Here is a 24,921-nt window from a genome sequence, read left to right as displayed (position 1 = left end):
GTTTACGGGAAAACAGACGCCCGTTGGGCAAATATAAAACTAATCCGCTCTGCATTGCTCGAAACGGCCTTTTCGTCCTTTTTCTGAACAGAATTTTCGATCGTATAACCGATCGCCGGGGCCGATTGGCCGGCAGAGACCGTAACCGTCTCCACCGATTGTACGCCGCCGTTGATATTACTGCCGAACCACAACGGGTTTTGTTTCAGGTCCCACGTCACGAGCTTGAACACCGTGCCGGGCGTCGCCACGTTCGGCGTCGCTACGCCGGGCACCTGACTTGCATATGCGAGGGCGTCGTCGTTGCCGTACAGCACCGAAATCGTGCGGGTGCGGTCGTTGTGGAACGAGGTAATGACGTGCAGGCCGTGGTCGTCGAAGATCGTTTCGGGCGCAGGCATGAGCTCGCGGGAATCGTGGCAGGCTGTGAATGTGAATGCCAATGCGGCGGAAATGAGTATTGCGATGAGGCTTTTCATGACGGTAATTAGCTATTTTGTTTGAAATCGGGACGGTTAGCGGCGATAATAGCGCCTGTCTGCGTGTTTTGCAGGAAGGTTATTACTTCCCATTCGTTCGCGTCAAAACCTTCGGGGAGGTTTACCGCTACATTACCGTTGGCAGCCGCTGGAAAGCTCTGGATCTTGCGCACGATCTGCACGTGCGGGAGCAGCCGGCCCGCATTCTCGCCGCGTTTCACCATGGTATGCGCTAGTTTTTGTACCAATGCAACCTGTAAGACAGTGCCGCGGCCTGCGTTCGTGGTTTGGTAGGCGAGTTTCAATTTTCCCGCTTCTATTTGGGGTTCCACATTTAATTGCGCCGTAGCAGCCGCATTCAATTCGATGTTCAATGCACGTTTGAGCGTTTCTTCCTGCGAGCCGATCAGCTCATGTCTGCCGTTTACGACCACCTGCGGCGTGTAAACGGTTTCGAGGTTCAGCCAGTTAGCATATTGATACTGGCGTTTTGTGAACTCTTTGTCGCTGAACACATCCCGCCAGCCCTGGTGGTTCCAGTAATCGACGTGGAACGCGAGGAGGTAAACCGGCTTGCCTGCATTTTCCTCCTGAATTTTCGCCAGCAACTTGTCGGCCGGCGGGCAGCTCGAACAGCCCTCGGAAGTAAAGAGCTCTACGACCGCGAAGCCTTTGGGCGCGTTGGCGTCATCAGATGAGCCGTTAGTATTTGCATTAAAAGCCATTGCGGAGAATGAAATGCCTAATGAAAGGACGAGTGAAGTGATGATGGTGGTTTTCATGAGATTTAATGATTGAATGATTGAACGATTGAATGATTGAATGATTGAATGAGTGAATGAGTGAATGATTTGACTGCCGTCGGCGGTCCTTGGTCGGCGGTCGGGCGAAGCCCTACTTCGCCTGCGTTGGAATGTCGAATACGAAACCGGTTCCTTTGGCTAGCTGGTGGCAGTTGATACAACTCGTCGCGAACGAGGCTGTCTTTCCGTACGGCTTCAAATCGAGGCCGCTGAACCGGGCGAATCCCCAGCCTTCGGTGTCGGCGAACTTTTTCGTGTCGCGGACCATGATCTGGATGTTGTTGAAATTGCCGGGTTTCACATTGCCGTCCGCGTCGGGAGCCTGGCTGTTCCATACCACTTTCACGATCACGGCGCCGTCGGGCCAGGGGAGGATTTTGTTTTCTTCCAAAGCTTTTACGGCGATGTCGTTTCCATATATAATGCGCGAGGTGCCATTGTCGGGGCGGCCGGTGGAGCTGATCACCTTCCAGTTTTTGTAATCGTCGAAATAGCGGATGCCGTTGATCGACGTTGGTACGTGCGACACTTTGGTTTTTTCGATAATCGCGGCGGTATCTCCGGCTGCATAATGCTTACGCGAGATATTGGTCACGTAGTTTTTCAGGATCGTAAGTTCCGCGGGCGTCACCTTCGCGGACGGGTGCGTGGCGGCGTACTCGGGCAGGGGCATCTTGCCCGCGTCGATCATATTGACAATGTACCAGAGCTTACCTTCCTGCTCCGCTTTCGGGATACTGTCCCATTCCGAAAAATTGAACCGTTTCCTGGCTTCCTCCACATCGGCAGCGACTTTGTAGGAAAATGGCGCCACTTTGTCGTACCAGCGCAGGTTGGTTTCGTTGGAATGGCAGTCGTAGCACGAGCGTTTCAGAATGCGGGTAACCTCTTCCGGTCCGTGAAATTCCGAGGTCACCGGCGGGTTTTCGATTTTAGGGCTGTTGACCTGCAACACTACAAAGCTGGTGAAAATAACACCTGCCAAAAGTGCTGCAACGTTGCGGTATGTATTGCGTTTAAGGGCGTTCATAGCGGTTTGTTTTTTTCTCAAAAGTAGGGTGGGAGGCCATGGCAGAGAATCGGATTCGGGCCGAGTTGGACATATTCGGGGGTGAAGTGGGCAAGGGGAGGAAGCAGTTGGGGGGAAGCAGTTGGGCGTAGTCTCCGACTACGTCCGAGCGCCAACTGGTCTCTGACCAGTAAGCAACATTAAAGCGACGTTGTGCAAGCCGGTCGGAGACCGGCACTCGCTCGGACGTAGTTGGAAACTACGCCCAACGGCAATAGTTCGTACAAATCAGAGATTTGCAACAGCATACCGGCCACCGGCATACCGGCATATTGGCATCACTCTTCTTCCCTTCGCAGCCCTTCCTCCCTCGCCCGTTCCAACCCACCACGCCAACTGTCCATCTCACCGCTGAATATGTCCATTCCGGCCATTTTGTGCCGCCGTGGCCGCTGGAATTGTACTCTATTTGTATCAGAAATCGCAGCGGAGACGCCGGTTTTTGAGAAGATTAGCCACTATTTGAAGTTCACAAAATTCAATTCAATTCAATCAAAATCATGGAAACGATCGAAATCACCAAAGTAGCAGGTACTACCACCATCGATAAAGTATTATACACAGGAAAAACCCACACCTCTGGCGGCCGCGACGGGGCTTCCCGCAGCTCGGACGGTAATCTGGATATTAAATTGTCCTCGCCAGGCTCGAATGGTACGGGCACCAACCCTGAACAACTTTTTGCAGCCGGCTGGTCTGCATGTTTTATCGGTGCGATCGGCATTGCCGCGGCGAAGAATAAAATTACATTGCCGGAAGGCACGGCGGTGGATGCCGAGGTGGATCTGGGCGTTACCAAGGCCGAATACTTCCTGCAAGCCCGCCTGAACGTGAGCCTGCCCGGCCTGGACGAGGAAACTGCCCGCGTCCTGATCGAAGCAGCGCACCAGACCTGTCCTTACTCCAAAGCGACGAGGGGGAATATCAATGTAGCTATTAATGTGAGGATCTAGGTTTCGGCCGATGACCGCCGACCGCCGACCATAAACCATGGTCGGCGGTCACCCATCACGCCCCTACCGCCTCCGGCGCTCTCCATTTCGCCACAAAAAGCTCTTGCAACTGCTCGATTTCCTTTTGATAGATCGTTTTTTTGCGCGTACCAAAATATAAGGTGTTTTCGAGCGGCGTGTTGCCCTCCCAAACGAGCTGGATTTGTCCGGCTTCTATCGCTTCCACGCAGAGGAAATGCGGGACGATCGAGAAGCCTTCGCCGTCGCTGAGGCAGCGGATGATGGAGCAAATGTTCGGTACGATGTAATTGGGGCGGAAATCGGGGTGCTGTTCGAAGTTTTTGAGCCAGAAGTTCTTCAAATGCTCCATATCGGCGGCGGTACTGTACCAGATCTGCTGTTTGAGCCAGTTGGCCGCTTCCGTTTTGTTGGGTTGCGCGAGAAAATCGATGAGCGGTTCGATGTCCGTCTGGCCGCCGGCGACGAGTACGATCCTTTCTTTTGAAAATGGTTTGTACTGCAAATTCTGCTGCTGGCCGTTCTGCGGCGTTACGATCAGGTCGAGCAGGCCATTGTCGAGGTCCTGCTGCATTTGCGGGTATTCCCCGAATTTGATGATGAGATTGAACGGCAGCGAAGCAATATGCTCTTCCAGCGTGTACTGGAAAGTTTCAAAACACATCCCGACGCTGATCGTCGGCCGCTCGGACTTGGAGCTTTTATGAAAATGCTGCTCCACCGCTTCCAGTTTGCGGAGCGGGTCGAGCACGAAGTTGTACAATACCTTTCCCTTCTCGGTAGGCACCATTTTCCGCGGTGACCGGTCGAACAGTTTGTGCCCGGTGTAGGCTTCCAGTGAATTCAAATGCAGGCTCACGCCCGGTTGGGATATAAAAAGCTCCTGGGCCGCCGCCGAGAGCGTCCCCGTTTCATAGATCGCCTTGAAAGTACGGAGCCATTCCAGATTGAGTACCATATCTATCTATAATTTTTATAATACAAATATACAATTTAAGTTATTTTGATAATGCATTTGATCGCCGGAAATTTGTATCATCAAAATCAAACAGGACTATGAAAAAGATATTTGTCATTAACGGCGGTCAGCATTTCGCGCATTCCGGAGGGAAATTCAACCACACGCTGACGGGATTGGACCAATCGTATTTTACGGAAGAAAACGGCTTCGAGCTACAAGTAACGGACATTAACCAGCCCTACGACCCGGATGAGGAAGTGAAGAAATTCGTATGGGCCGATGTGGTGGTGTACCACACGCCGGTATGGTGGTTTTCAATGCCTTATAAATTGAAAGAATACATCGATATCGTTTTCACCGCCGGCCATCGCAAAGGTATTTACCGCAGCGACGGTCGCAAAACCGACAATCCTGCGATCAACTACGGCACGGGCGGGATGCTGCACGGCCGCAAATACATGCTTACGACCACCTGGAATGCGCCCGATACCGCATTCACATTGCCCGGAGAGTTCTTCCGCGAGCATTCGGTGGACGAAGGGGTGATGTTCGGTTTCCACCGTATGAATGCATTTACGGGCATGGAGCCGCTGCAAAGCATGCATTTCCACGACCTCGAAAAGAATGCTACGCCGGAGCGTATCGGGGAATACAAAGATCTGTACCTGTCGCATTTGGCCGGAGTGTTTAACAATCTGGAAATCGAAACCGCTGCTTAATCATGCCTGTCTATCTCACTGCCGTCATTAAAAGTAAAACAGCGCACCGCGACGAGGTTCGCGGGACGCTGCTGAACATGGTAACCGAATCCAGAAAAGAGTCGGCCTGCCTGCAATACGATCTTTATCAGGATGATAGCGATCCGAATATATTCGTCTTTCAGGAAATATGGGCAAGTCGCGAGGGGTTGGATGCGCATAACGAGCAACCTTATATTCATGCATTCCGGGCATTGCTGGAAAAACTGGAAACCAATCCGGATGTCTATCTCACACAACCTCTTGACCGCGCCTGACCATGGAATATACAAAAACAGCATTGGTCGTAGGAGCGAGCGGGGTAATCGGCAAGAACCTGACGGCTTATTTGCAATCGCTGCCGGAATGGAGGGTAATCGGAACATCGCGGAAGCCGTTGCCGGGCAATGTCGAAACCGTCGTGGTCGATTTGCTCGACGCGGCAGATGTCGCAACCCAGTTTGCGACGTTGGGTACGGTAACCCACGTTTTTTACACAGCCTACCAGGATAAACCGACCTGGGCGGAATTGGTCGCGCCGAACATGACGATGTTACGGAATGTCGTGGAAACGATCGAAAAGGTATCGCCGAAGCTCGAACACATCAGCTTTATGCAAGGTTACAAAGTCTACGGCGCGCATTTGGGCCCTTTCCGCACGCCTGCACGGGAGGACGATCCGCCCATTATGCTGCCCGAGTTTATGACAGAACAGCAACGCTACATTGCCGCGGCGCAGGAGGGCAAGCCGTGGAGCTGGTCGGCGATCAGGCCGTCGGTGGTGGGTGGTTTTGCACCCGGTAACCCGCTGAACCTGGTGTCGCTGATCGCGGTTTACGCTTCGATCTGCAAGGAGCTGGGCATTCCTTTTCGATTCCCGGGCAAACCCGGCGCCTACCATCCCCTGATCGAACTGACCGACGCCGACCTGCTCGCGAAAGCGACCGTGTGGGCGGCCACCACGCCGGAAGCGGCTAATCAGGCATTCAATATCAACAATGGCGATTTGTTTCGTTGGGAAGAGCTCTGGCCTAAGCTGGGCGCTTACTTCGGATTGGAAACTGCCCCGCCTGTGCAGCTCCCGCTCGCGGAGGTAATGCGCGACAAGGCGCCCGTATGGGAGGCGCTCCGCGAAAGGCACGGGTTGCGATACGGGTATGAAGCATTGTCCGCGTGGCCGTTCGGGGATTTTGTCTTCTCGTGGGATTACGATTTTCTCGCCGACGGTTCCAAAGCCAGACGGCTGGGTTTTCACGAATACGCCGATACCGAGCAGATGTTCTACCGGATTTTCGACCAGTTGAAGGCGGAGCGGATTATCCCGAAATCATAACAAAATCATAATGGAAGGCGGCATGAGCCGCCATTTTCATGGAAGTACCTTTATCGGATATTTATATTTCAGATAAAGTCAGATTATGTTAAGCTTATCCATTAATAGTGTAACCTTTCGCGGGCGGAGGTTAGGATTCGTCTGTTTGTTTTCAATCGTTTTATTCGCAGGAAAATGCTTTGGTATTTCGAATGAAGAACCTTTCGGGGCACCTGTAAAAGCAAAAATTATCGGTCACAGGGGTGGTGTGATCGACAGTACCTACACCGAAAACAGCATGGCCGGGCTGGAAGCTGCTTATAAGCGTGGTTATTACATGGCGGAAATAGATATCCGTTTAACCAGGGACGGACAGCTGATCATCCTGCACGACGCTACGCTGAACAACTATTACCACGTGAATAAGGCGGCCAAAGACCTGACCTGGGATGAAATCCGCGGCCTCAAAAGCGACCGGGACGGCAGCAGCCCCGTATTGCTGGAAGATGCGCTTAAATATTGCAAGGGGCGTTTGCAAGTGATGCTGGATACCAAAATCACGGGTAATGACACTGTTAATTTCAAGAAAATTGAGGACCTCTTAACGAAATACAGCCTGCTGGACAATGCGATGGTGATCGGTTCAAACGAAATACGAAGCTATTTCGATGGGAAATCTAAGACCGGCTATTCGATTAATGCATTGAAACAACTGAAATCCCGGTACGAATTTAAACCGGAGCGCTATTTTCTGTTCAGCCACGGCAACGAGATCAAAGAAGAGGATGTAAAATGGGCGCAAGCCAACCATGTGATGGTAGTTCCTTCCATAAACAAATACCATTACTTCCGTGATATTCCGTTTATGGAAGGAGCCAAAAGGGATATTGAAAACCTCAAAAAATGGGGCGTCGTTTACTACCAGATCGATTCGGAATTCGATCGGTGGTTAGTCAACTGATTCCACAAATTCTGCCAGGCTCTTGCCGATAATGTGGTTCCAGCCTGCGGAGAAGCTTTCCGGTTTGAAATCGGCGTGGTCTTTCGGGAAGGTGTGCAGGCCCTTGTGCGTGAGGCGCAGGCGCGTCTTTTCACCTTCCGGAATGAGTTCGAAACTCACCTCCGAGTCGCCTTCATAATCGGCGTAGCGCCAGGAGTAAGCGAGTTTGCGGTTGGGTTCGGCTTCCGTCACTTTGCACAGGTGGCGGTATTGCCTGTCCTCGCTCCCCGCCGTGAACTCGAACTCGAAGCCGGGTTCGGCTTTGAATTCGGGAATGTCGAAATACCATTTCTGCATTTGCCCTGCATCGGTAAGGGCTCTCCACACCCGCGCCGGCGGGGCATTCAGTACTTTTTCTAAAACAAAAGGTTCAAAAGCCATGGTTGTGATGGGTTAAAAGTTTAGCGATTTATTGAGGGAGTGCATCAAATGCAGCTTTGTATTGCTTTTCAAGTTCCTTGCCTTCTTCCGATTGCCGGCCATCGTGCAGCTGGACAGTTGGCTCTACTTTTTCATCCAAAATATCTGCCAGCAAATCGAGCATCCGATGCCAGCCGGCCGATACGCTTGCCGTGTACGTTTCTGAAATTCGGCTATACGTAAACCGGAGAAGCGTTTGCGGGCCATCCTGCTCAAAAAGCTCCCACACGGCCAGCTCATCCGGTCCGTCCTCATTCTCCCAAAAATATTCGAGGTACTTTTCTGGCTCGATCCGCACGATGCGTCCATAGGAAAGCGTGTCGTCGGTATCGCCGAAATGCATGATCATCCGGCCTCCCGGCACAGGGTCCAGTTCTGTTTTCATGAACCATACGGCCAGTTTTTCGGGGTTGATCAATGCGTCCCACACCTTCGCGACGGGATGTCTGAGCATTCGTTCGAAAACAATGCGGTAGCCGTATTCATCTTTGCCGAGCTGACCATGTTGCGTGATTTGCGTCATAATTTGTTCAGTTTGAAAGCTGTTCGTTTATGCATTTTCATCGGGAAGGTCTTCATCCAAAAAGCGTTCGAGCGCGTCGAGCTTATCAGTCCAGAATTTCTGATAGGTATTCGCCCAGTCGGAGACTTCTTTGAGGCCTTTCAGATCGGCCTGGCAGAAGGTTTCACGCCCGCGGGTTTGCACAGTTACCAACCCGCATTCGGTCAATATCCGGATGTGTTTTGCGACGGCGGGCCTGCTGATCGTGAAATGATCGGCCACATTGTTGAGATTGAGCGTCCGCCGGGAAAGCAGCCCGATGATCTCCCGCCGGGTAGGGTCTGAAATGGCCTGAAAAACGTCTCTTCGTACCTGGTTCATAAAGTTTCAACGGCTTTTAAAATCAAAATGGAAACCGTTTGGTTTCCAAATATAAATGAAACCAAACGGTTTCCAAAAAAATACCCGGGTTTTTTCGAAAAACCCGGGCCCTTACCCCATTCCGTCCGATTTAGTAATGCTGTTGAACCTTAATTATTTCCTTCACCAGACTTTTTGTCATCATTGCTGATCCGTTTTTTCTGACGCTGACTACCCGAAACCTGTCCGAATTCGTATTTCAGGTTGAGGCGCCAGCCGCGGCGGTACATGGCAACATCCTGCGATTGAACGAAATTCGGGCCGACGAAATCGTTGCGCCATTTGATTGTACGGTTGAAAGGGTTATCAAAGCCGAAGCCGATCGTTCCTTTCTTTTTCAGCACTTCTTTTTGTATTACAATATTATAGAACCCGAAGCCGCCGTAACTGCCTTGCAGGTTCACGCGCGGGGAGTTGTAAAACCCGAACAGCTGCGCTTTGATGCCTTTGCCGAAATCGATCGTCGAATTCAGGTTGATGCGGTACATCCAGTCGGCATTGCGGGTTTTGAGCTCGGCGCTTTCGAGTACATTATAGAAAACATTGAGCGAGCCGTTGACAGACCATTGTTTCATGAGCTTCGTATTGGCGCTCAGGTTCACGCCGTAAGCGGAGTTTTCGGCCACGTTCTGGAAAATCTGTTTCAGTACGCCGGTACTGTCCACATTGCTGATACTCTCGATGGCATTGTTGGTCTGGCGGAGGAAAAACGACGCATTAATGCTCGTCTGCTTGATCGACACGCTGTAATTTGCCTCCACCGAATGCGTTAGCTCGGGTTTCAGGTACGGGTTTCCGCCGTACTGGTTCTTCGAATCGGCCTGGTTGACATACGGGTTGAGGTAAAAGAATTGCGGCCGCTGGATGCGCTGCGTGTAGCTCACGCGTACCTGCTGGCTCTTTTTAAGGCTCCGAGAAAGGCTCACGCTCGGGATAAGGTTGCCGTAATTGTTTGAAAAAGAGGCGGTACCATTCAGGAAGTTCGCCTGTATGAACGTGTGCTCGTAACGCGCGCCGAGGTTGATGCCCCATTTGTTTTTAGGTGTGCGGTTGTACACGAGATAGGCGGCGGTTACCTGCTGTGCGTAGTCGAATATGTTGGCTTGCTCCGGTATGTCGTGGAAATCGCCGGAGCCGTCGATGGCGCTGGATATGCGGTAATCGCTCAGGATCTTGCGAAAAATGGTTTTGGTACCCGTTTCGAGGGTGCTGATGCTGTCGAGCGGGTTGGTGAAATCCAGCTGGATCGTCCCTTCCTTGTTGTTACTGATGTTATAGCTCTTCTCGCGGTAGTACACGGCATTGGCGCGGTTCCGCAGGTCGGAGTCGTAATCGCTGTCCTCGCCTTCGAAGGAATACATCGTGAGCAGGGTGAGTTCCCTTTTGGGCTTTTTGAACAGGCGCGTGTAGTCGAAGTTGATCGTGGCGCCCTGCCAGTCGTAGGTCCGGCGCATATCGCGTTGAAAATACTGGCTCGAAACGCCCTCGCTGCTTTCGTCGAAAGTAATGTCGAACCAGTTGGTATTGATCCCGTTATAATAATTGATCCCCGTTCCGACGCGATTGAGGGAGTCGATATCCCAGTCGGCATTGAAGGAGCCATAGAAATTCTTGCCCCGGCCGCGCACCCATTGCATCTGGTCCTGGTTGGTAACCGAGTCACCGTTGGTGAACGTGCGCAACTGCGTCATATAACGCTTGTTTTTCCAGTTGCTGAACCCGCCGTTCGCGGAGAGGGTCAGGCCCTTGTTGCGGTGGCTGATGCTCGCGTTCGGCCAGTTGTTCCATTGGCCGAAGTTGGGACTGACAGAGCCGTTGGTACCTTTCAGGGTATTCTTTTTGGTAATGATATTGATAATGCCAGCAGTGCCTTCCGCATCGTATTTGGCGGAAGGAGAAGTGATTACCTCCACCTGCTTGATGATATCGGCGGGAATCTGCTTTAATGCTTCCGACACACTCCGGGCCACGACGTTGGAGGGCTTGTTGTTGATAAGTACTTTGATATTGCCGCTCCCGCGCAGCTGCACATTGCCTTCGATATCGACGGCAATGGAAGGTATTTTTTTCAAAACATCCGTGGCATCGCCGCCCTTGATGCTAATGTCCTTTTCCGCATTGTAAACCATGCGGTCGGAACGCTCCTCGAACAATGCCTTTTGCTCGCTGACAGTCACTTCTTTCAGGTTCTGCGCCGCCGGTGAGAGTTTGATGACGCCTATTTCAACGTCTTCTTTCTCCGCATGCACAGGCCCGAAGGTTTTGGTCGTGTAGCCCATCAGCGAAGCCTGGACGATGTAAACGCCCGGCGCTACTTTCGCGAAAGTGAACCGGCCTTTGGCGTCGGCCGTGACGCCTTCGCTGATCTTCCCTTCTTTGAGCAATGCCACGGTCGCAAATTCGACGGGCTTAGCCGCGGTGGAATCCATCAGCAGGCCGGAAATACGGACGTGCTGCGCGGAAAGGAAATTCATGGTGAGGGCCAGAATGGCCAGGGTGAGTAGGGGTGTTTTCATACATGGCTAATTAACGACTGTTCGATTTGCCTTCACCGGCTAAGGGAATGCAATGCAATGACGACCGGAATCGGGAAACGTTGCATCGAAAATTCAAAAAAGGCCCGTTGAGGCCTTTAAGGGTCTGTTAATCAGCTTGAAAAAGTGATAGGTGGCGGTCAGGCCTTCTGCGCATTGAATGGTGACTGATCGTGCCGCACCTGTTCTGCCAGCCTGGAAATGTAGGGAATGCCTTCATGCTCGTAAGCGGCCACCTGCGGGGCTGTGAGGCGGATCGCAAAATCGTACAAACCTACGCCCCCGCATACCACGGAGAGTATGTAATCTCCGGGCCCGCGTTCGGAAAAAGTGTAGTTCCAGGCTTCCTTGGCAATTTCTTTCATGTAAAAAGGCGTTATGCGGGGCTAAATATACGTCAAAAAGCAAAGGACAGCGCGTCGCCCAACGCACTGTCCTGTTTTCATGATTATAGTGGTGTTTCCGTGTATTTTCCTTTCGGGATCTTGTTGACAACCGCTTCCGAATAGCCTGTCGGAAGATGGCCGCCGGGCAGCCACAGGCTGTTGGCCCCCATTTCGTTACCCGAGGGAACGCGTACGTTCAATGCTTTTGGATCCGGGATCGAGATTCGTACCATTTCCTTGCCTTGCCAGCTACCGGCCGGTATGCCCAGCTCCGTTTCGATCTTGCTGATATCCTTGCCGGTTTTGGTCAGCATGGCGTCCATTTCAGTTTTAGTCATAACAAACTGCGTATTGTCGGGATAGCCAAGCGTGTCGCGACCGTAGTCGTCCAATGCCTTTTTGGTCACAAGGTAAGTTGCACCGCTATTAAACTGTGCGAGGTGGAAATCGATGTACTTCTGGTCGAGGTAAACCGACGGATCGGGGCGTTGGCCCTTGGTGATGTCGAGCACTTTTTGCGAAGACCAGCCCTCTTTCCAGGAGTCTTCGAGTTTGATCGTGTCAGGGGTTTTGTCGTCGTCGTCGCTACACGAGAAAGACACAGCCGTCATAAGCATGAACAGCCACAAGTGGAGGAGATTTTTCTTCATGGGGGATAGTGTTATCTAAATGTTTGTAGCCGCAAGTATACAGAAAAGTTAATTAATTCTACTTTGAATATAATATTTTTTGAAGAAATTCTACAACGTATAATCCGGGAAACCATCGTTTCCCCGTTTTGGAAAATCCGTGCAAATTTTTCCCTATAATCGCAGGCCGGAGATTTGCCCGAAATGCGCGTATGCTCATTACCAACGCATTTCCCGGGCAGGCATGGTGCCATTTACGGGTCGATCGTCATGGAACGACTTTTGCAAATCGCAGTGAGGAAAGGGAGGCGATCCGCAGACGTATAGTAGGATCAGGTGTGCCGACCAATATTAGATTTTATTGATGAAATGATGATACCCGGAAACATTTCGATTCTGCTGGTGGACGACGATGTCGATGATCAGGAGATTTTCCTGCTTACGATGCAGGATACAGGTGCGGGCGTGAATTGCGAATTTGCATGCGACGGCATTCAGGCACTGGAAAAATTGGGCGGGGATGCCTATCAGCCCCACCTGATCTTTATCGATATCAATATGCCCAAAATGAACGGGATGGAGCTGCTCGCAGAATTGAAGCAGAATCCCAGACTGGTAAAGACACCGATATATATGTATTCGACCTCCGACCAGAAAGAAATCGTTACCAAATGCATGGAACTGGGCGCATCCGGTTTTATGAAGAAAAGTCCTGACATTGAAGAGCTTAGAAGGGGGTTTGTACAGTTGATCGATAACCGAATCGCTTTATGACCGACCCGACGGAACAATCCACGCTCGAATTTTTGGCAGGTGGAGGGGAAATGGGGCGACGTATACGGGAATTCGATTGGCAGGCTACCGGGCTGGGAAACCCCCGGGACTGGCCGCAAAGCCTGAAAACGTGTATCCGGATCATGCTGAGCTCGAAACAGCCCATCTGGATCGGCTGGGGGCACAGTCTGTTGAAATTCTACAACGACGCTTATATCGACATTGTCCGCGGCAAGCACCCGCACGCCCTCGGCGAACCGGCGTCGGTGGTGTGGAAGGACATTTGGAAGGATATCGAGCCTATGCTCTCGCGGGCGATGGAGCGCGACGAGGGCACCTACGTGGAATCCCGGTTGCTGATCATGGTCCGGAGCGGGTTCCCTGAGGAGACATACTATACTTTCTCATACACGCCCGTGCTGGGTGACGATGGCCGGCCGGCAGGAATAATTTGCTATAATACGGCCGATACGGAACGCATTCTCAGCGAAAGGGCGCTTAAAACCATGCAGCAGCTCGATTCCCTCGGCGAGAAGAAGCGGGAGGATGAAGTTTTTGCACAAGTAGGAAGGGCATTGTCGGCCAATATGCTCGATTTCCCGTTCGCGGTCCTTTACAAAATTTCGGAAGATGGCGAGCACGCCAGCCTGGTGGCTACCTCGGGCGTGGACCGCGACGACGAGCGGCTTGACGCACACATCCGCCTGGCCGACGCCAGCGACCGCTACGAACAACTGGTAGTTACCATACGGCAAAACCGAATGATCGAGGCGATCAACCGCGGGCATTGGAAGCAATTATCCAAAGGCGGATGGGATGTGCCGCCCAAGTACGTGGTATACCTGCCCATTCAGTCGACGGGCCGGAAATTTCCCCTCGCCCTGCTGGCTGTCGGGCTGAACCCCTACCGGAAGTTCGACGAGGCCTACCGGAACTTCCTCCAACAGATTGCCGACCGCATTGCCCTGGGTTTGGGGAATGTAATGGCCTATGAGGAAGAACAGCGGAGGTTGCGGGTGCTGGAAGAGCTCGACAAGGCGAAAACGTTGTTTTTTACCAATATCAGCCACGAGTTCCGGACGCCGCTGATGCTCATGCTCGGCCCGTTGGAAGAATTGCTGAACCATCACGCGGCGGACTTGTCGGACCAGGAAAAAGCGAAGGTGGAGGTGACGCACCGCAATGCATTACGCCTGCTCAAACTGGTGAATACGTTGCTGGATTTCAGCAGGATGGAAAGTGGCAGGGGGCATGCGCGGTTTGTGAAAACGGATCTTGCTTTGTACACGCGAAACCTGGCTTCCAACTTCCGTTCGGTCATAGAAAAGGCGGAGCTGGATTTTGAGGTCATTATCGCAGGCGAAGGCTGCATGGCATACGTCGACAGGCAGATGTGGGAAAAGGTGGTGTTCAATCTTCTGTCGAATGCATTTAAATATACTTTAAAAGGAAAAATCACCCTGGAACTCGATGCGCGCGACGGGCATATCCGCTTGTCCGTGCGTGATACGGGCGTGGGCATTCCCGCGCACGAACTGCCGCATATGTTCGAACGTTTTCACCGGGTGCAGAATTCGGCGGGGCGTACCTATGAGGGCACCGGGATCGGCCTGTCGCTCATTAAGGAGCTGGTGACCCTGCACGGCGGGAGCATTGGCGTGGAAAGTACGGAAGGAGCGGGGAGCCGCTTCACCGCCACTATACCGGAAGGCAAAGCGCACCTCGAAGTATCGCAGGTATATGAAATGAACCCTGAGCTGGACGAAGCTATTTCGGATTTTTACGTAAGCGAGGCCGAAGGTCTGCTCGCTTCTGCCAGGCACGAGACGCAGGTTTACGTTACCTGCGAGGATCACCAGCAGGAATGCGTGCTGATCGCCGACGACAATGCCGACATGCGCGAACATATCCGGTCGCTGCTGGGAAACCAGTATAAAACTTTGACGGCTTCCAACGGGTTTGAAGCGCTCGACCTGATCCGAAAATACCACCCCGCGCTGGTACTGAGCGACATTATGATGCCGGAAATGGACGGCATTGCATTGTTGAAGGCCGTAAAGGCCGATCCGCAGGTATGCCACACGCCCATCATCCTGATCACTGCGCGGGCAGGGGAGGAGTCGAGGATCGAGGGCATCGAAATCGGGGCGGACGATTACATTGTGAAACCGTTTTCGAGCAGGGAGCTCATCGCGCGGGCAAAGGCCCAGATACGCATGGCGGGCGAGCGCAACAAGATTACCGAAGAACTTGAACGGAAAGTGGAGCAGCGCACGCAGGAACTGGTGAATGCCAACCGGGAACTGGAATCGTTCAATTATGTGGCGAGCCACGACCTTCAGGAGCCGCTGCGGAAAATCCAGACATTTATTCACCTGATCGAACGGAACAATTTCGATAGCGAGCTTTCGAGGGGTTATTTCCAGAAAATATACCTGTCGGCGCAACGGATGGGCGAGCTTATTCAGTCGGTACTGTCATACAGCCGGCTCTCACAGAACGGCGAGAGCTCGCAGCAGGTAGATCTGAACAGGGTAATCGACGACATCCGGGTCGATTTTGAACTGGCGATTCAGGAAAAGCAAGCCACCCTGATCGTCGAAAACCTGCCGGTATTGCACGCAAACTTGTTGCAAATGAACCAGTTGTTTTCGAACCTGATCAGTAATTCCCTCAAATTCTCGCCCGGCAAACCCGAAATACGCATTACCGGAACGCGGGAAACAGCTCAGACCATCCCGACACGGGAAGGCCCGCAGGCAACCGCCGAGCCGGCCTACCGCGACTATCATCATATTTGTGTGAAGGACAATGGCATCGGTTTCGAGCCTGAATTCAGCGAGAAGATATTCGCATTGTTCCAGCGTCTCCATCGCAAGAATGAGTACGCGGGCACGGGCATCGGCCTGAGCATCGTGAAAAAAATCGTAGAGCAGCACGACGGCTACGTTTCCGCCGAATCCCATCCGGGCGAGGGGGCGGCGTTTCATATTTGGTTGCCGGCGTAGCCGCGGTGGAACGGGGGATGGTCATGAGTGGTCAAGTGCTGTCATGAGTGGTCAGGTATGGTCATTTGTAGTCAAGTGCTGTCAGTTTAGTAATGTATACTTGACCACCCCTGACTAAACCTGACCATCCCTGACTAAACCTGACTAAACCTGACCACTCCCTGACCAAACCTGACTACCCCTGACCACTCCTGACCACCCCTGACCAAACCTGGCAAAAAGCACAAAAAAGCACAGACCAACCGGCCTGTGCTTTTTTCAACACTAACTATTTAACTTATCTCACTATAATAATTTTCTGAACGCGCTGGCTGCCGTTGGTCAGGGTGAGGTTTACCGTGTAAATGCCGGGAGCAAGCTTGCTTACATCCAGGCCTTCGGCAGTGACGGCCTTACGGTCGATCACTTTCACGCCTGCGGCATTATGCAGGATCACAGATTTCACTTTTGCAAAATCCTTGAATTTCAACTTCTCGCTGGCCGGGTTAGGGTAAGCTGCAAGCATGCCATTGCCGTCGAATTCCACGCTCACGATGCGGCTGTATGCGAAAGTGGCATCCTTATCAACCATTCGCAGGCGGTAGTAATTTAGTCCTGCTGCCGGTGCCTGATCGACGAAATCGTATTTCCGCAATACCTTGCTTTCACCATTGGAGGCTTTGATGCCGATCGTGTTCCAGTTTTTGGCATCGGAACTGCGCTCGATTTCGAAGCGGTCGCTGTTGGTTTCTTCCGAAGTATTCCAGTTGAGCAGCGCGGTGCTGTTGGCCTCTTTGGAAACGGAGAAGGATACCAGCGTGACAGGCAAGTTGCATTGCTCTTCGGTTCGCACGGTCAACAGCGCGGAGCCGGATGTAAGTGTACAAAGGTCGCTGTCGCTATCGACGATCACGCGGTAACGGTTGCCCGACCAGCCTGTGTTAGCGGGTGTGAGCGTCAACGTATTCGAACCGGCGCCCGAATAGGTTCCGTTGGCATCGGTAGCGCCGCCTGCGACCAGGTTGGTCCACGTGTCGCCGCCGTCCGTGCTTACCTGCCATTGGTAAATGAGCGTTCCGGTACCGGTGGCTGTAACGCTGAATTGAGCGGTGTTGGTTTCGCAAACGATCTGCGTTTCCGGGTTGGGCCTGGTGAGTTCGATGTCGCAGATTGTCGCGGTCACACAGTTGGCGCCATCGTTGCTGTTGGAAGGCAGCGAAGTCGACATATAGCTGGCCGAATTGGCGACCGGATCGATTTTGTAAAAACGGCCTGAGTCGTTGTGGAATGCATAAAGTTTGCCTGTCGCATCCGCGAATACAGCCCCGAAACCACTGTTGCCCGGCAGCCCGGAAATCGGCGAAGCACCTACGGTAACCGCACCCGTGAGGGGGTTAATGGTCGAAATGCGGGCATCGGTCGTGAACCCGTAGATGAGCTGGGTCGAAGGCAGGTAGGCAAAATCCGATCCGCCGAAAGGCTGGCTAAGCGTCACGCCATAGGTCGGGCCGGTTTGCAGCGCGAAGCCGTTCGTCGGGTCTACCAGTTTCAGATAGGTGGCAGGACGATTCGGATCGACATCGATCACGTAGAAGCTCGGTGAATTGGTCTGATAAATCATCATATAGCCATTCGGCAACTCTACGCCGACGTTGAAGCTACCCGAGCCAGGCAGGTTGGCGATCGGATACTCCACAGTGCCGCCTTCGCGGTCGATCTGTACAATGCTGGCCGTGCCGTTCCGGGTTGCCCAAAGCATGTTATCCGCCGAGTTGTAGATCAGCGAGTTGACCGTCATCGGCAGCGGGGCGATTTCGGTGCGTGCGCCGCTGTTCACATTGTATGCGTAGAGTGTAGAAACAGGTTCTCCGGCTGCTGCGGCCACCTGGTAGGTGATACCGTCCGCACAATCGAAGGGCAGGTTTTCCAGGATGGAGTTCGGGCAGCTTGCTCCGTCGTTGCTGTTGGAGGTAATGCTGGTCGAAAGCAGTGTGGAAGAGGCTGCCGTAGGATTAATGCGGTGAAATGTGCCCGGGTCGTTGGCAAATGCGTAAAGCTTGCCGCTGGGGTCCGCAAATACTGCTCCGAATGAGGTACCCGTCGGCAAACCGGCGATAACGGCCCCGACGGTGGTCGCGCCGGTAACGTGGTTGAGTGTCACCAATCTGGCCGTGGTTGATTCTACCCCGTAAACCAGTCCTGAAACCGGCTCATAAACAAGGTCGGCCACGTTGATGGCGGCACTCAATGCTTTGCCGTAAGGCGCCGCGGTCTGCAACGCGTAGCCATTCGCCGGGTCGACCAGGCGCAGGTAAGTAGCGCGTGCGGGGTTAATATCGATCACATAGTAACGTGGCTGGCTCGTATTGTAAACCAGCATATAGCCCCCCGGTAATCCCGTACCCACGTTGAAGTTGCCGCTGAGATTGGCGATAGGATACTCGATGAGCGTGCCGTCGGCGCCGATGCGCACGATCGTGTTGGTGCCGTTTTTGGTAGCCCAGAGTGTGTTGTCCAGTTCGCTGTAAATGAGTGAATTGACGAGCGCCGAAAGCGGTGCGATCTGTGTTCTCACCCCGCTTACAACATTATAGGCATATAGCGTCGATACCGTTTCGCCGCCCGCTGCCGCCACCTGATATGCCACACCATCCTCGCATTCAAAAGGCGTAATGCAACTGGTGATCGTAATCGGCTGGCTCACAGGGCCTGTGCAGCCCGGATTCTCGTAACGTGCGTAATATGTACCCACGGGTGCCTGCGTAGGATCGGCTACGAGCGTGCCCGCGGAAGGGGTAGATGAAGTGTAAAAGCGCAACGTGCTGCCGGCAGGAGCGGGGCCCGCTACGAGGCGGTTGAGGTTGTAGGTAATGGCCGGGCAAATGGCTGCGTCGGTGCCGGCTACCAATGTCGGCTCGCCGGGTGTGGCGTACACGTTCATGGTGGCCGACGACGATGGCGTGGTACAAAGGTTGCTGGTGATCACGCAACGGTATTGGAAGTTGTTCCATGCGGCAGTCGATGGAGTAACGGTGAGCGTGGCAGTACCGCCGCCTGAATAGGTGCCGTTCGGCCCCGAGAATGGCGTGGTTTGCATGTTGGCCCAGTTGCTGCCGCCATTGGTGCTTTGCTGCCATTGATAGGTGAATGGGCCATTGCCGTCGGGCGCGACGGTGAAGTTGGTACTATTGCCGGGGCAAAGGGTCACATCGGCGGGTACCACGGGAATATCGGTGTCGCATTCCACGAATGCATTGGGGCAGCTCGCCGCGTCGTTTCCGCCGGAAGGGGGGCTCGTCGAAAGCAAGGTCGCTGTATTCGCCACAGGATCAATGCGGTAGAACCCGCCCGTGCTGTTATTAAATGCATACAATTTGCCCGCTTTGTCGCTGAACAGACCACCGTATGGGTCGGCCGGCAAACCTGTTACCGCCGATGGATTGGTCGTTACAACACCCGTGGCGGGGTTCAGGGTTTGCAGCACGCCGGTTGTGGTGATCCCGTAGGCGAGGCCGGTAGATGCCAGGTATGCAATATCTGACCCTCCGAAACCTACGGAAACCGGTGTGCCGTAGTTGGGGCCGGTTTTTAATGCATATCCATTGGTAGGGTCAACCAGTTCCAGGAATGTAGCACGTGCAGGATCGACATCGATCACAAAATAATCCGCGGCATTCGAAGTGTAAACCAGCATATAGGAATTCGGTAGTTCCACACCCACATTATAGCTTGCCAAGGGCAGGTTCTCGATATCGTAAACCACGGTTCCCGCGCCCGCTCCGATTCTAACGATGTCGTTGGAGCCCACAAGCGTAGCCCAAAGGAAATTGTCGGTAGCCGAGCTGTAAATCAGTGAGTTCATAGAATAGGAAGTCAGGCCGATCAGCGTCCGTGTGCCTGAGCTCACATTGTAGCTGAACAGGGAGGACTCGGTCTGCCCGGAAACCACGGCAATCTGGTAGGCGATACCATCCAGACAGCCGAATGGCGTTTGCGCGCCCATGCGGAAGTTCTGGTTCTGCATATTGGCCGCCTGGTTAGTGAGCGCGATTTCGCCCATAAGGGGCGCGTTGGCCTGGTTGGCGGTATTGCTGCCGCCCACCACATCTTCTACTACATAATAGGTGCCCGGAACACGGTTTCCCTTTGGATTGGTGGCCGTGTTGGTGAGCACCAGCTTGTGGCCGGTAAGGTTGTTGGGCAGGCCGGTAAATGAATATCCCCCGGCGGGACCTACCTGCGTGGAGGCGATAATGGCACCCGAGGTATTGTTGACGACATTGACGAACATCGTGCCGCCAAAATCAGTACCGGTTTCCCCGGCGTCGACGATGCCGTCATTGTCGGCATCGACCCAGACGGTCCCCGTAATGTTCACCGCCACGGCCGCGCCGTAACACAGCACTCCCATGAGCAGGAAGAGTGCTCTGGTCAATAGATTTTTGTTCATAAGCAAGCGTTTGAATTAGGTGAAAAATAGTGGAATAACATTTATGGGGGCGCGGGTGATGTCAGGCGACTCCCAAAAGGAAGCCGCAGATATAATAGGAGTAAAGTGTGTCTGGCTTGAAGGAGAGGAGGCGGGTTAATAGAATAACTTGTGGACAAATATCGAATTAAATGTTTATTGACGAGTAAATAATTCGTCGAAACCTTTCTACAAAATACTATTGCTCTTGTAATACAATTTTGGTATGAAAAGCTATATCAAACCGTTCTTTTGTGACCTTATTTCAAGCCAGCTATATAAAAGTATAGTGGTAACCTCGGGGTAAGCAGTCGATCTCGCGTGTGGATGCGGGCTAATTTTGTATCGCCGCCCGGCCCTGACGGCAGGCTATCCAAACCGCTTCCTGTGAGGGCCAGGTGTGAAGTATTCATACCATCAAACACAATGAAATCATGTCAAAGACAACCTGGAATGTAGATGCAGCGCATTCGGAAGTACAGTTTAAAGTAAAACACCTTGTGATCTCGACCGTTACCGGCTTTTTCCGCACTTTCAGCGGATCGGCATCGACGGAAGGCGATAGTTTCGAGAATGCGGATGTTAATTTTACGATCGACGTAAACAGCGTGGATACCGGCCAGCCGGGCCGTGACGAGCATTTGCGCAATGCGGATTTCTTCGAAACAGAGAAATACCCCGCATTTAGCTTTGTTTCAACGTCCATTAAAAAAGACAAGGGCGATTTGTATAAACTCGTAGGCGACCTGACGATCAAAGGTGTTACCAAAGAAGTAGAACTTGCAGCCGAGTACGGCGGTACCGAGCGCGATCCCTGGGGCAATACCAAAGTTGGTTTTGAAGTAACCGGTACGATCGACCGCAAGGAGTTCGGCGTGACATTCAACTCGCTGACTGAGACCGGCGGCCTCGCATTGGGAGAGAATATCAAAATATTGGCGAATATCCAGCTCGCGAAACAAGCATAACAGCCATTATTTAGAGTAGCTGATGTGCGAGAGGGTGTCCCGTTTCGGGGCACCCTCTTTTTCTTGTAAATGGTTTTTGACTTAATTTGCATACTCTATTAATTTGATAGAATATACCTACGCCCCGCCAGTATGCAAATCGAGATCAAGAATAAGCTGAACGACAATGAATTGTTTCGGATCAAGAGAATGAAAGAGGTGATTAAAACCACGCACCCACACGGCCACAAGGATTATCTCGAAATCATTTATCTCACCCAGGGCGAGGGCCTTCACCAGATCGATCACCACCGTTTTCCGGTGTCCGGCAACAGCTTGTACCTCGTTATGCCCGGCCAGATCCACAATTGGGAGCTGACGGCCATTCCCAGGGGCTTTGTAGTGATGGTACAAAAGGATTTCCTGCTCGGTCACCCGCTTTACGATGCGCTTTTCCAGACGTTCCCGCTCGCATTCGGCAGCGGTTACCGGCTTGAAAGCACGGGTGCTACCGTAGAGGGTATCTTTGAAAGTATTGAAAATGAATATGTTGTGCGGAAGCCGAATTACGAGGCGGTCGTCCAGACTTACCTGTTGCTACTTTTCAATTTGCTGAAACGCGAGTCGCATACCGGGCGCAGCCAGCCCGAACCGCCCTTACTCCGATCATTCTTCGAACTGGTAGCGGTGCATTATAAAACAAGGCACGAAGTGGCCTGGTACGCGGGCGAGTTGAATGTGACGGCCAAGACGCTGAATGGGAACTCCCGAAAGTTTCTCGACAAAACAGCCGGGGCAGTGATCAACGAAAAGCTGACGGCGGAAGCCAAGCGGTTGTTGCTCTATTCGCAGGCAAACCTCGGCGAAATCGCCTACGAACTCGGTTTTACCGATCCTTCGCATTTCAATAAATTCTTCAAAAGGCAAACCGGCGTCTTGCCGAGCATTTACCGCAAGGGGATTTCCTGAATGTACCAGTTTTCGGACGGAAAGTACAAAAGTCTACTGAATTTGTAGGGTTATTTTTGCCGCATCACTCAACACCATGAACGGGCGGAAATAACCCTTATGAAATTATTCTTTACAGTTGCATTTCTTTTTTGCCTGATGTTCCCGGCCGGGGCGCAGACCCAGGTTGTCATTACGGGTAAAATCACCGACCGGCAAACCGGCCAGGCACTGCCTTATGCCTCCGTCGCATTGTACCGCTCGGCCGATTCGGTGCTGGTAAGCGGCGTGCTGGCCGACGAGCAGGGTCTTTTTCGTTTCGAAAAGCAGGGGATCGCGGCCTATTATGTGGAGTCGCAATACATGGGATACCGGACAATCCGCACATCCGTACCCGCGGGCACAGGCGTGGTGGAGCTACGACCGATCGCCATGCAGGCCGACGGACGTGTGCTTGACGCCGTGGAAGTAAAGGGCAACCGGGACGCCGTTGAGTCCAGGATCGACCGCCAGGTGTACCGCGCAGGAGCATTCCTGGGAAGCCAGGGCGGTACGGCGGTGGATGTGCTCAAAAACACGCCATCGGTGACGGTGAACAGCGAAGGCGACATCACGCTGCGCGGGTCGACGGGCTTTCTGGTGCTCGTGAATGGCAAACCTGTGCTGACCGACCCGGCGATCGTGCTCAACCAGATCCCCGCTAACAGCATTGAAACGGTGGAGATCATTACCAGCCCGTCGGCGCGCTACGATCCGGACGGAAAATCGGGGATCATCAATATCACCACCAAAACCGTCGGTGAGAACAGCCGGAGTTTGATTGTGAATGTGCAGGCGGGGTTACCTTCCGTGCATACCTATCATAACCTGAAAAATCCGCAGCGGTTTGGTGCAGATGCTTCCTGGGGTGTAAAAACGGGCAAATGGGAAGTGAATTTGAGTGGAAATTACCTGAGGAACGACATTGCCGGCCGACGAACCGGTGATGTGAACACGACGATAGGCGATGTTTTTACCTCTTTTCCATCCGACGGCGAGCGTAGCTTCAAACGTTACAATTACACGGCGCGGGCGGCAGTAAATTTCACCGCCGATCCTTCGAATGTGATTTCGGCAGGTTTTTACAAAGGATACCGTTTCCAGTCGAGGAGGGCCGATTTGATTTATAATAATACCAAAACTGACTTGGAAACAGGGCAAAACGTGGGGAGGATTACCTATTTCAATTCCAATATAGCGGAGAAAACGGCCGATGTGCTTTCCGGTAACCTCGATTACCTGCACCGTTTTGCCGACAAATCCGAGCTCACATTGTCGGGATTGGCAGAATCCGCGGAGCTGGACGGGCTGACAACCAATATCAACTTATCCGAACCGGGTCGCACGCGCACGTTGCAAAGCACACGTAACCCGGGCGAGAACCCCTTGAATGCCTTCCGCTTGCAGGCCGATTACGTTGCGCCCATTGGGAAAGGAAAGCTGGAAACCGGCTATCAATACCGTAACCAGGTACAGAAAGGGGTATTTCAATATCTGGATCAAAACCTCGAAACCGGTGAGTTTGTGCTGGTACCGCAGTTTTCTAGCCGCACGCGGCTCGAAAACCATATTCATTCGGTGTACGGGCAATACTCCGGGGAATCGGGGAAACTGGACTATTCGGCTGGCTTGCGCTATGAATATGCCTTGCGACAATTTGCCGCCATGGGTACCGATACCCGTAATCTTGCTTTGTCCAATTTCTTCCCTTCGGCGCAGCTGCATTACCAGATCTCCAAAGGCTGGCGCGGGAAGGCAGGCTACACCCGCCGCGTGCAACGCACGACGAACAACGAGCTGAACCCATTTCCTGAACGTGAGCATTCCGAGACCCTGGAATCGGGCGACCCGGATATTTTGCCCGAATTTATTGGTCAGGCCGAAGTGGGTGTGGTGAAAGAGTTTGAAAAGGGAAGCGCTTTTGCAACCTTGTATAATCAGCGGATCAAAAACGTGGTCAACCGGGTCAATAGCGTTTATAATGACACCATTGTAAACCGCATTTATACCAATGCCGGCCTGGCTACATCCTGGGGCCTGGAAATCGGCGGGAATGCAAACCTGACCAAATGGTGGCAGCTTTACGCCGGTGCGAACGTGTACCGGTACGCGATCGAAGGCGGGCTTTTCCGTAACACGGTTGTTGTGAATACTTCGGGCGTAGTGTATTCATTCAATGCCAACACCACCTTCAAAATCGCCCCGGCGTTGCAGATGCAATGGGCGATAGCCTACCTGTCGAAAAGGGTGACGGCGCAGGGCGAGGACTCGCGTTTCGTGAATCCGTCGCTGGCGGTGAAGAAGACATTCCTGAAAGGCAAGCTGGCGGCCACATTGCAATGGCAAAACATGGATCTCGGCTTCATAGGGTCCAATCGTCAGCGTATATCCACCTGGGGTAGAGACTTTTACACGACCACCAATTACATTCAGGAACCTGACGTTTTCCTCATTAACCTGAGCTATAACCTTAACCAGCTGACCAAAAAAGCAAAACTCCCGGCCAGCGAATTCGGCGAGCGGGAGTTTTGAGGC

21 protein-coding genes are annotated in these 24,921 nt (G+C 52.8%); 10 read left to right on the top strand and 11 right to left on the bottom strand.

Going from position 1 to position 24,921, the window contains the following annotated elements; genetic code table 11:
- Positions 1-2: 2 nt before the first annotated feature.
- The 3 genes from BMW93_RS15295 to BMW93_RS15285 all read right to left on the bottom strand — a co-directional run bounded on the left by BMW93_RS15295 (position 3) and on the right by BMW93_RS15285 (position 2,312).
- Complete coding sequence (locus tag BMW93_RS15295) at positions 3-479, bottom strand: hypothetical protein (protein ID WP_090377622.1); 477 nt, start codon at positions 477-479, stop codon at positions 3-5.
- A gap of 8 nt (positions 480-487) precedes the next feature.
- The gene (locus tag BMW93_RS15290) at positions 488-1,261 is read right to left on the bottom strand and encodes a thioredoxin family protein (protein WP_090377617.1); all 774 of its coding nucleotides are present in this window, start codon (positions 1,259-1,261) and stop codon (positions 488-490) included.
- Positions 1,262-1,373: 112 nt separating this feature from the next.
- Positions 1,374-2,312 carry a heme-binding domain-containing protein gene (locus BMW93_RS15285; protein WP_090377614.1) on the bottom strand — a complete coding sequence of 313 codons (939 nt, stop codon included), beginning with the start codon at positions 2,310-2,312 and terminating at the stop codon, positions 1,374-1,376.
- A gap of 539 nt (positions 2,313-2,851) precedes the next feature.
- Here BMW93_RS15285 and BMW93_RS15280 point away from each other — a divergent pair.
- Positions 2,852-3,304 carry an organic hydroperoxide resistance protein gene (locus BMW93_RS15280; protein ID WP_090377611.1) on the top strand — a complete coding sequence of 151 codons (453 nt, stop codon included), beginning with the start codon at positions 2,852-2,854 and terminating at the stop codon, positions 3,302-3,304.
- A 55-nt stretch (positions 3,305-3,359) separates the two neighbouring features.
- On the opposite strand, the gene BMW93_RS15275 is transcribed toward BMW93_RS15280, so the two are convergent.
- Positions 3,360-4,280 (bottom strand): LysR family transcriptional regulator, encoded by a 921-nt coding sequence (locus BMW93_RS15275; RefSeq protein ID WP_090377608.1) that lies wholly within the window; start codon positions 4,278-4,280, stop codon positions 3,360-3,362.
- A 98-nt stretch (positions 4,281-4,378) separates the two neighbouring features.
- Here BMW93_RS15275 and BMW93_RS15270 point away from each other — a divergent pair, with 98 nt between their 5' ends.
- The 4 genes from BMW93_RS15270 (at position 4,379) to BMW93_RS15255 (ending at position 7,293) form a co-directional block, all read left to right on the top strand.
- A complete protein-coding gene (locus BMW93_RS15270; protein WP_090377605.1) occupies positions 4,379-5,002 on the top strand; it encodes an NAD(P)H-dependent oxidoreductase in 624 nt (207 codons plus the stop codon).
- 2 nt (positions 5,003-5,004) lie between these two features.
- A complete protein-coding gene (locus BMW93_RS15265; protein WP_090377602.1) occupies positions 5,005-5,298 on the top strand; it encodes a putative quinol monooxygenase in 294 nt (97 codons plus the stop codon).
- Positions 5,299-5,300: 2 nt separating this feature from the next.
- On the top strand, positions 5,301-6,353 hold the full coding sequence (locus BMW93_RS15260; protein WP_090377599.1) for an SDR family oxidoreductase: 1,053 nt from the start codon (positions 5,301-5,303) through the stop codon (positions 6,351-6,353).
- Positions 6,354-6,498: 145 nt separating this feature from the next.
- Positions 6,499-7,293: a glycerophosphodiester phosphodiesterase family protein gene (locus tag BMW93_RS15255; RefSeq protein ID WP_177194095.1), complete on the top strand. Its 795-nt coding sequence runs from the start codon at positions 6,499-6,501 to the stop codon at positions 7,291-7,293.
- On the opposite strand, the gene BMW93_RS15250 is transcribed toward BMW93_RS15255, so the two are convergent.
- The 6 genes from BMW93_RS15250 to BMW93_RS15225 form a co-directional block, all read right to left on the bottom strand.
- Positions 7,282-7,713 carry an SRPBCC domain-containing protein gene (locus tag BMW93_RS15250; RefSeq protein WP_090377593.1) on the bottom strand — a complete coding sequence of 144 codons (432 nt, stop codon included), beginning with the start codon at positions 7,711-7,713 and terminating at the stop codon, positions 7,282-7,284. The two genes, BMW93_RS15255 and BMW93_RS15250, sit on opposite strands and share 12 nt — an antisense overlap.
- Before the next feature lie 28 nt (positions 7,714-7,741).
- Positions 7,742-8,275, bottom strand: a complete 534-nt coding sequence (locus BMW93_RS15245) for an SRPBCC family protein (protein WP_090377590.1) — start codon at positions 8,273-8,275, stop codon at positions 7,742-7,744.
- Between the two features lie 27 nt (positions 8,276-8,302).
- Positions 8,303-8,635: a helix-turn-helix transcriptional regulator gene (locus tag BMW93_RS15240; RefSeq protein ID WP_090377587.1), complete on the bottom strand. Its 333-nt coding sequence runs from the start codon at positions 8,633-8,635 to the stop codon at positions 8,303-8,305.
- Positions 8,636-8,784: 149 nt separating this feature from the next.
- Positions 8,785-11,190: a TonB-dependent receptor domain-containing protein gene (locus BMW93_RS15235; protein ID WP_090377584.1), complete on the bottom strand. Its 2,406-nt coding sequence runs from the start codon at positions 11,188-11,190 to the stop codon at positions 8,785-8,787.
- A 158-nt stretch (positions 11,191-11,348) separates the two neighbouring features.
- Complete coding sequence (locus BMW93_RS15230; protein WP_090377581.1) at positions 11,349-11,573, bottom strand: hypothetical protein; 225 nt, start codon at positions 11,571-11,573, stop codon at positions 11,349-11,351.
- Between the two features lie 83 nt (positions 11,574-11,656).
- Complete coding sequence (locus BMW93_RS15225) at positions 11,657-12,244, bottom strand: hypothetical protein (protein ID WP_090377578.1); 588 nt, start codon at positions 12,242-12,244, stop codon at positions 11,657-11,659.
- A gap of 348 nt (positions 12,245-12,592) precedes the next feature.
- Here BMW93_RS15225 and BMW93_RS15220 point away from each other — a divergent pair, with 348 nt between their 5' ends.
- The gene (locus BMW93_RS15220) at positions 12,593-12,997 is read left to right on the top strand and encodes a response regulator (protein ID WP_090377575.1); all 405 of its coding nucleotides are present in this window, start codon (positions 12,593-12,595) and stop codon (positions 12,995-12,997) included.
- Positions 12,994-16,005: an ATP-binding protein gene (locus tag BMW93_RS15215; protein ID WP_090377572.1), complete on the top strand. Its 3,012-nt coding sequence runs from the start codon at positions 12,994-12,996 to the stop codon at positions 16,003-16,005. The genes BMW93_RS15220 and BMW93_RS15215 overlap by 4 nt, the downstream gene beginning before the upstream one ends.
- Before the next feature lie 277 nt (positions 16,006-16,282).
- Here BMW93_RS15215 and BMW93_RS15210 read toward each other — a convergent pair whose 3' ends face one another.
- On the bottom strand, positions 16,283-20,434 hold the full coding sequence (locus tag BMW93_RS15210; RefSeq protein WP_090377569.1) for a DUF6923 family protein: 4,152 nt from the start codon (positions 20,432-20,434) through the stop codon (positions 16,283-16,285).
- A 452-nt stretch (positions 20,435-20,886) separates the two neighbouring features.
- On the opposite strand from BMW93_RS15210, the gene BMW93_RS15205 reads away from it, so the two are divergent.
- The 3 genes from BMW93_RS15205 (at position 20,887) to BMW93_RS15195 (ending at position 24,918) form a co-directional block, all read left to right on the top strand.
- The gene (locus BMW93_RS15205; protein WP_090377566.1) at positions 20,887-21,420 is read left to right on the top strand and encodes a YceI family protein; all 534 of its coding nucleotides are present in this window, start codon (positions 20,887-20,889) and stop codon (positions 21,418-21,420) included.
- Between the two features lie 132 nt (positions 21,421-21,552).
- Positions 21,553-22,368 (top strand): AraC family transcriptional regulator, encoded by an 816-nt coding sequence (locus BMW93_RS15200; protein ID WP_090377563.1) that lies wholly within the window; start codon positions 21,553-21,555, stop codon positions 22,366-22,368.
- Positions 22,369-22,467: 99 nt separating this feature from the next.
- The gene (locus BMW93_RS15195) at positions 22,468-24,918 is read left to right on the top strand and encodes a TonB-dependent receptor domain-containing protein (protein WP_090377560.1); all 2,451 of its coding nucleotides are present in this window, start codon (positions 22,468-22,470) and stop codon (positions 24,916-24,918) included.
- The last annotated feature ends 3 nt before the right edge of the window (positions 24,919-24,921 follow it).

This window comes from Dyadobacter sp. SG02 (assembly GCF_900109045.1).
GTDB lineage: Bacteria > Bacteroidota > Bacteroidia > Cytophagales > Spirosomataceae > Dyadobacter.
The sequence above is the reverse complement of the archived record's forward strand: the minus strand, read 5'-3'. Positions and strand labels throughout refer to the sequence as shown.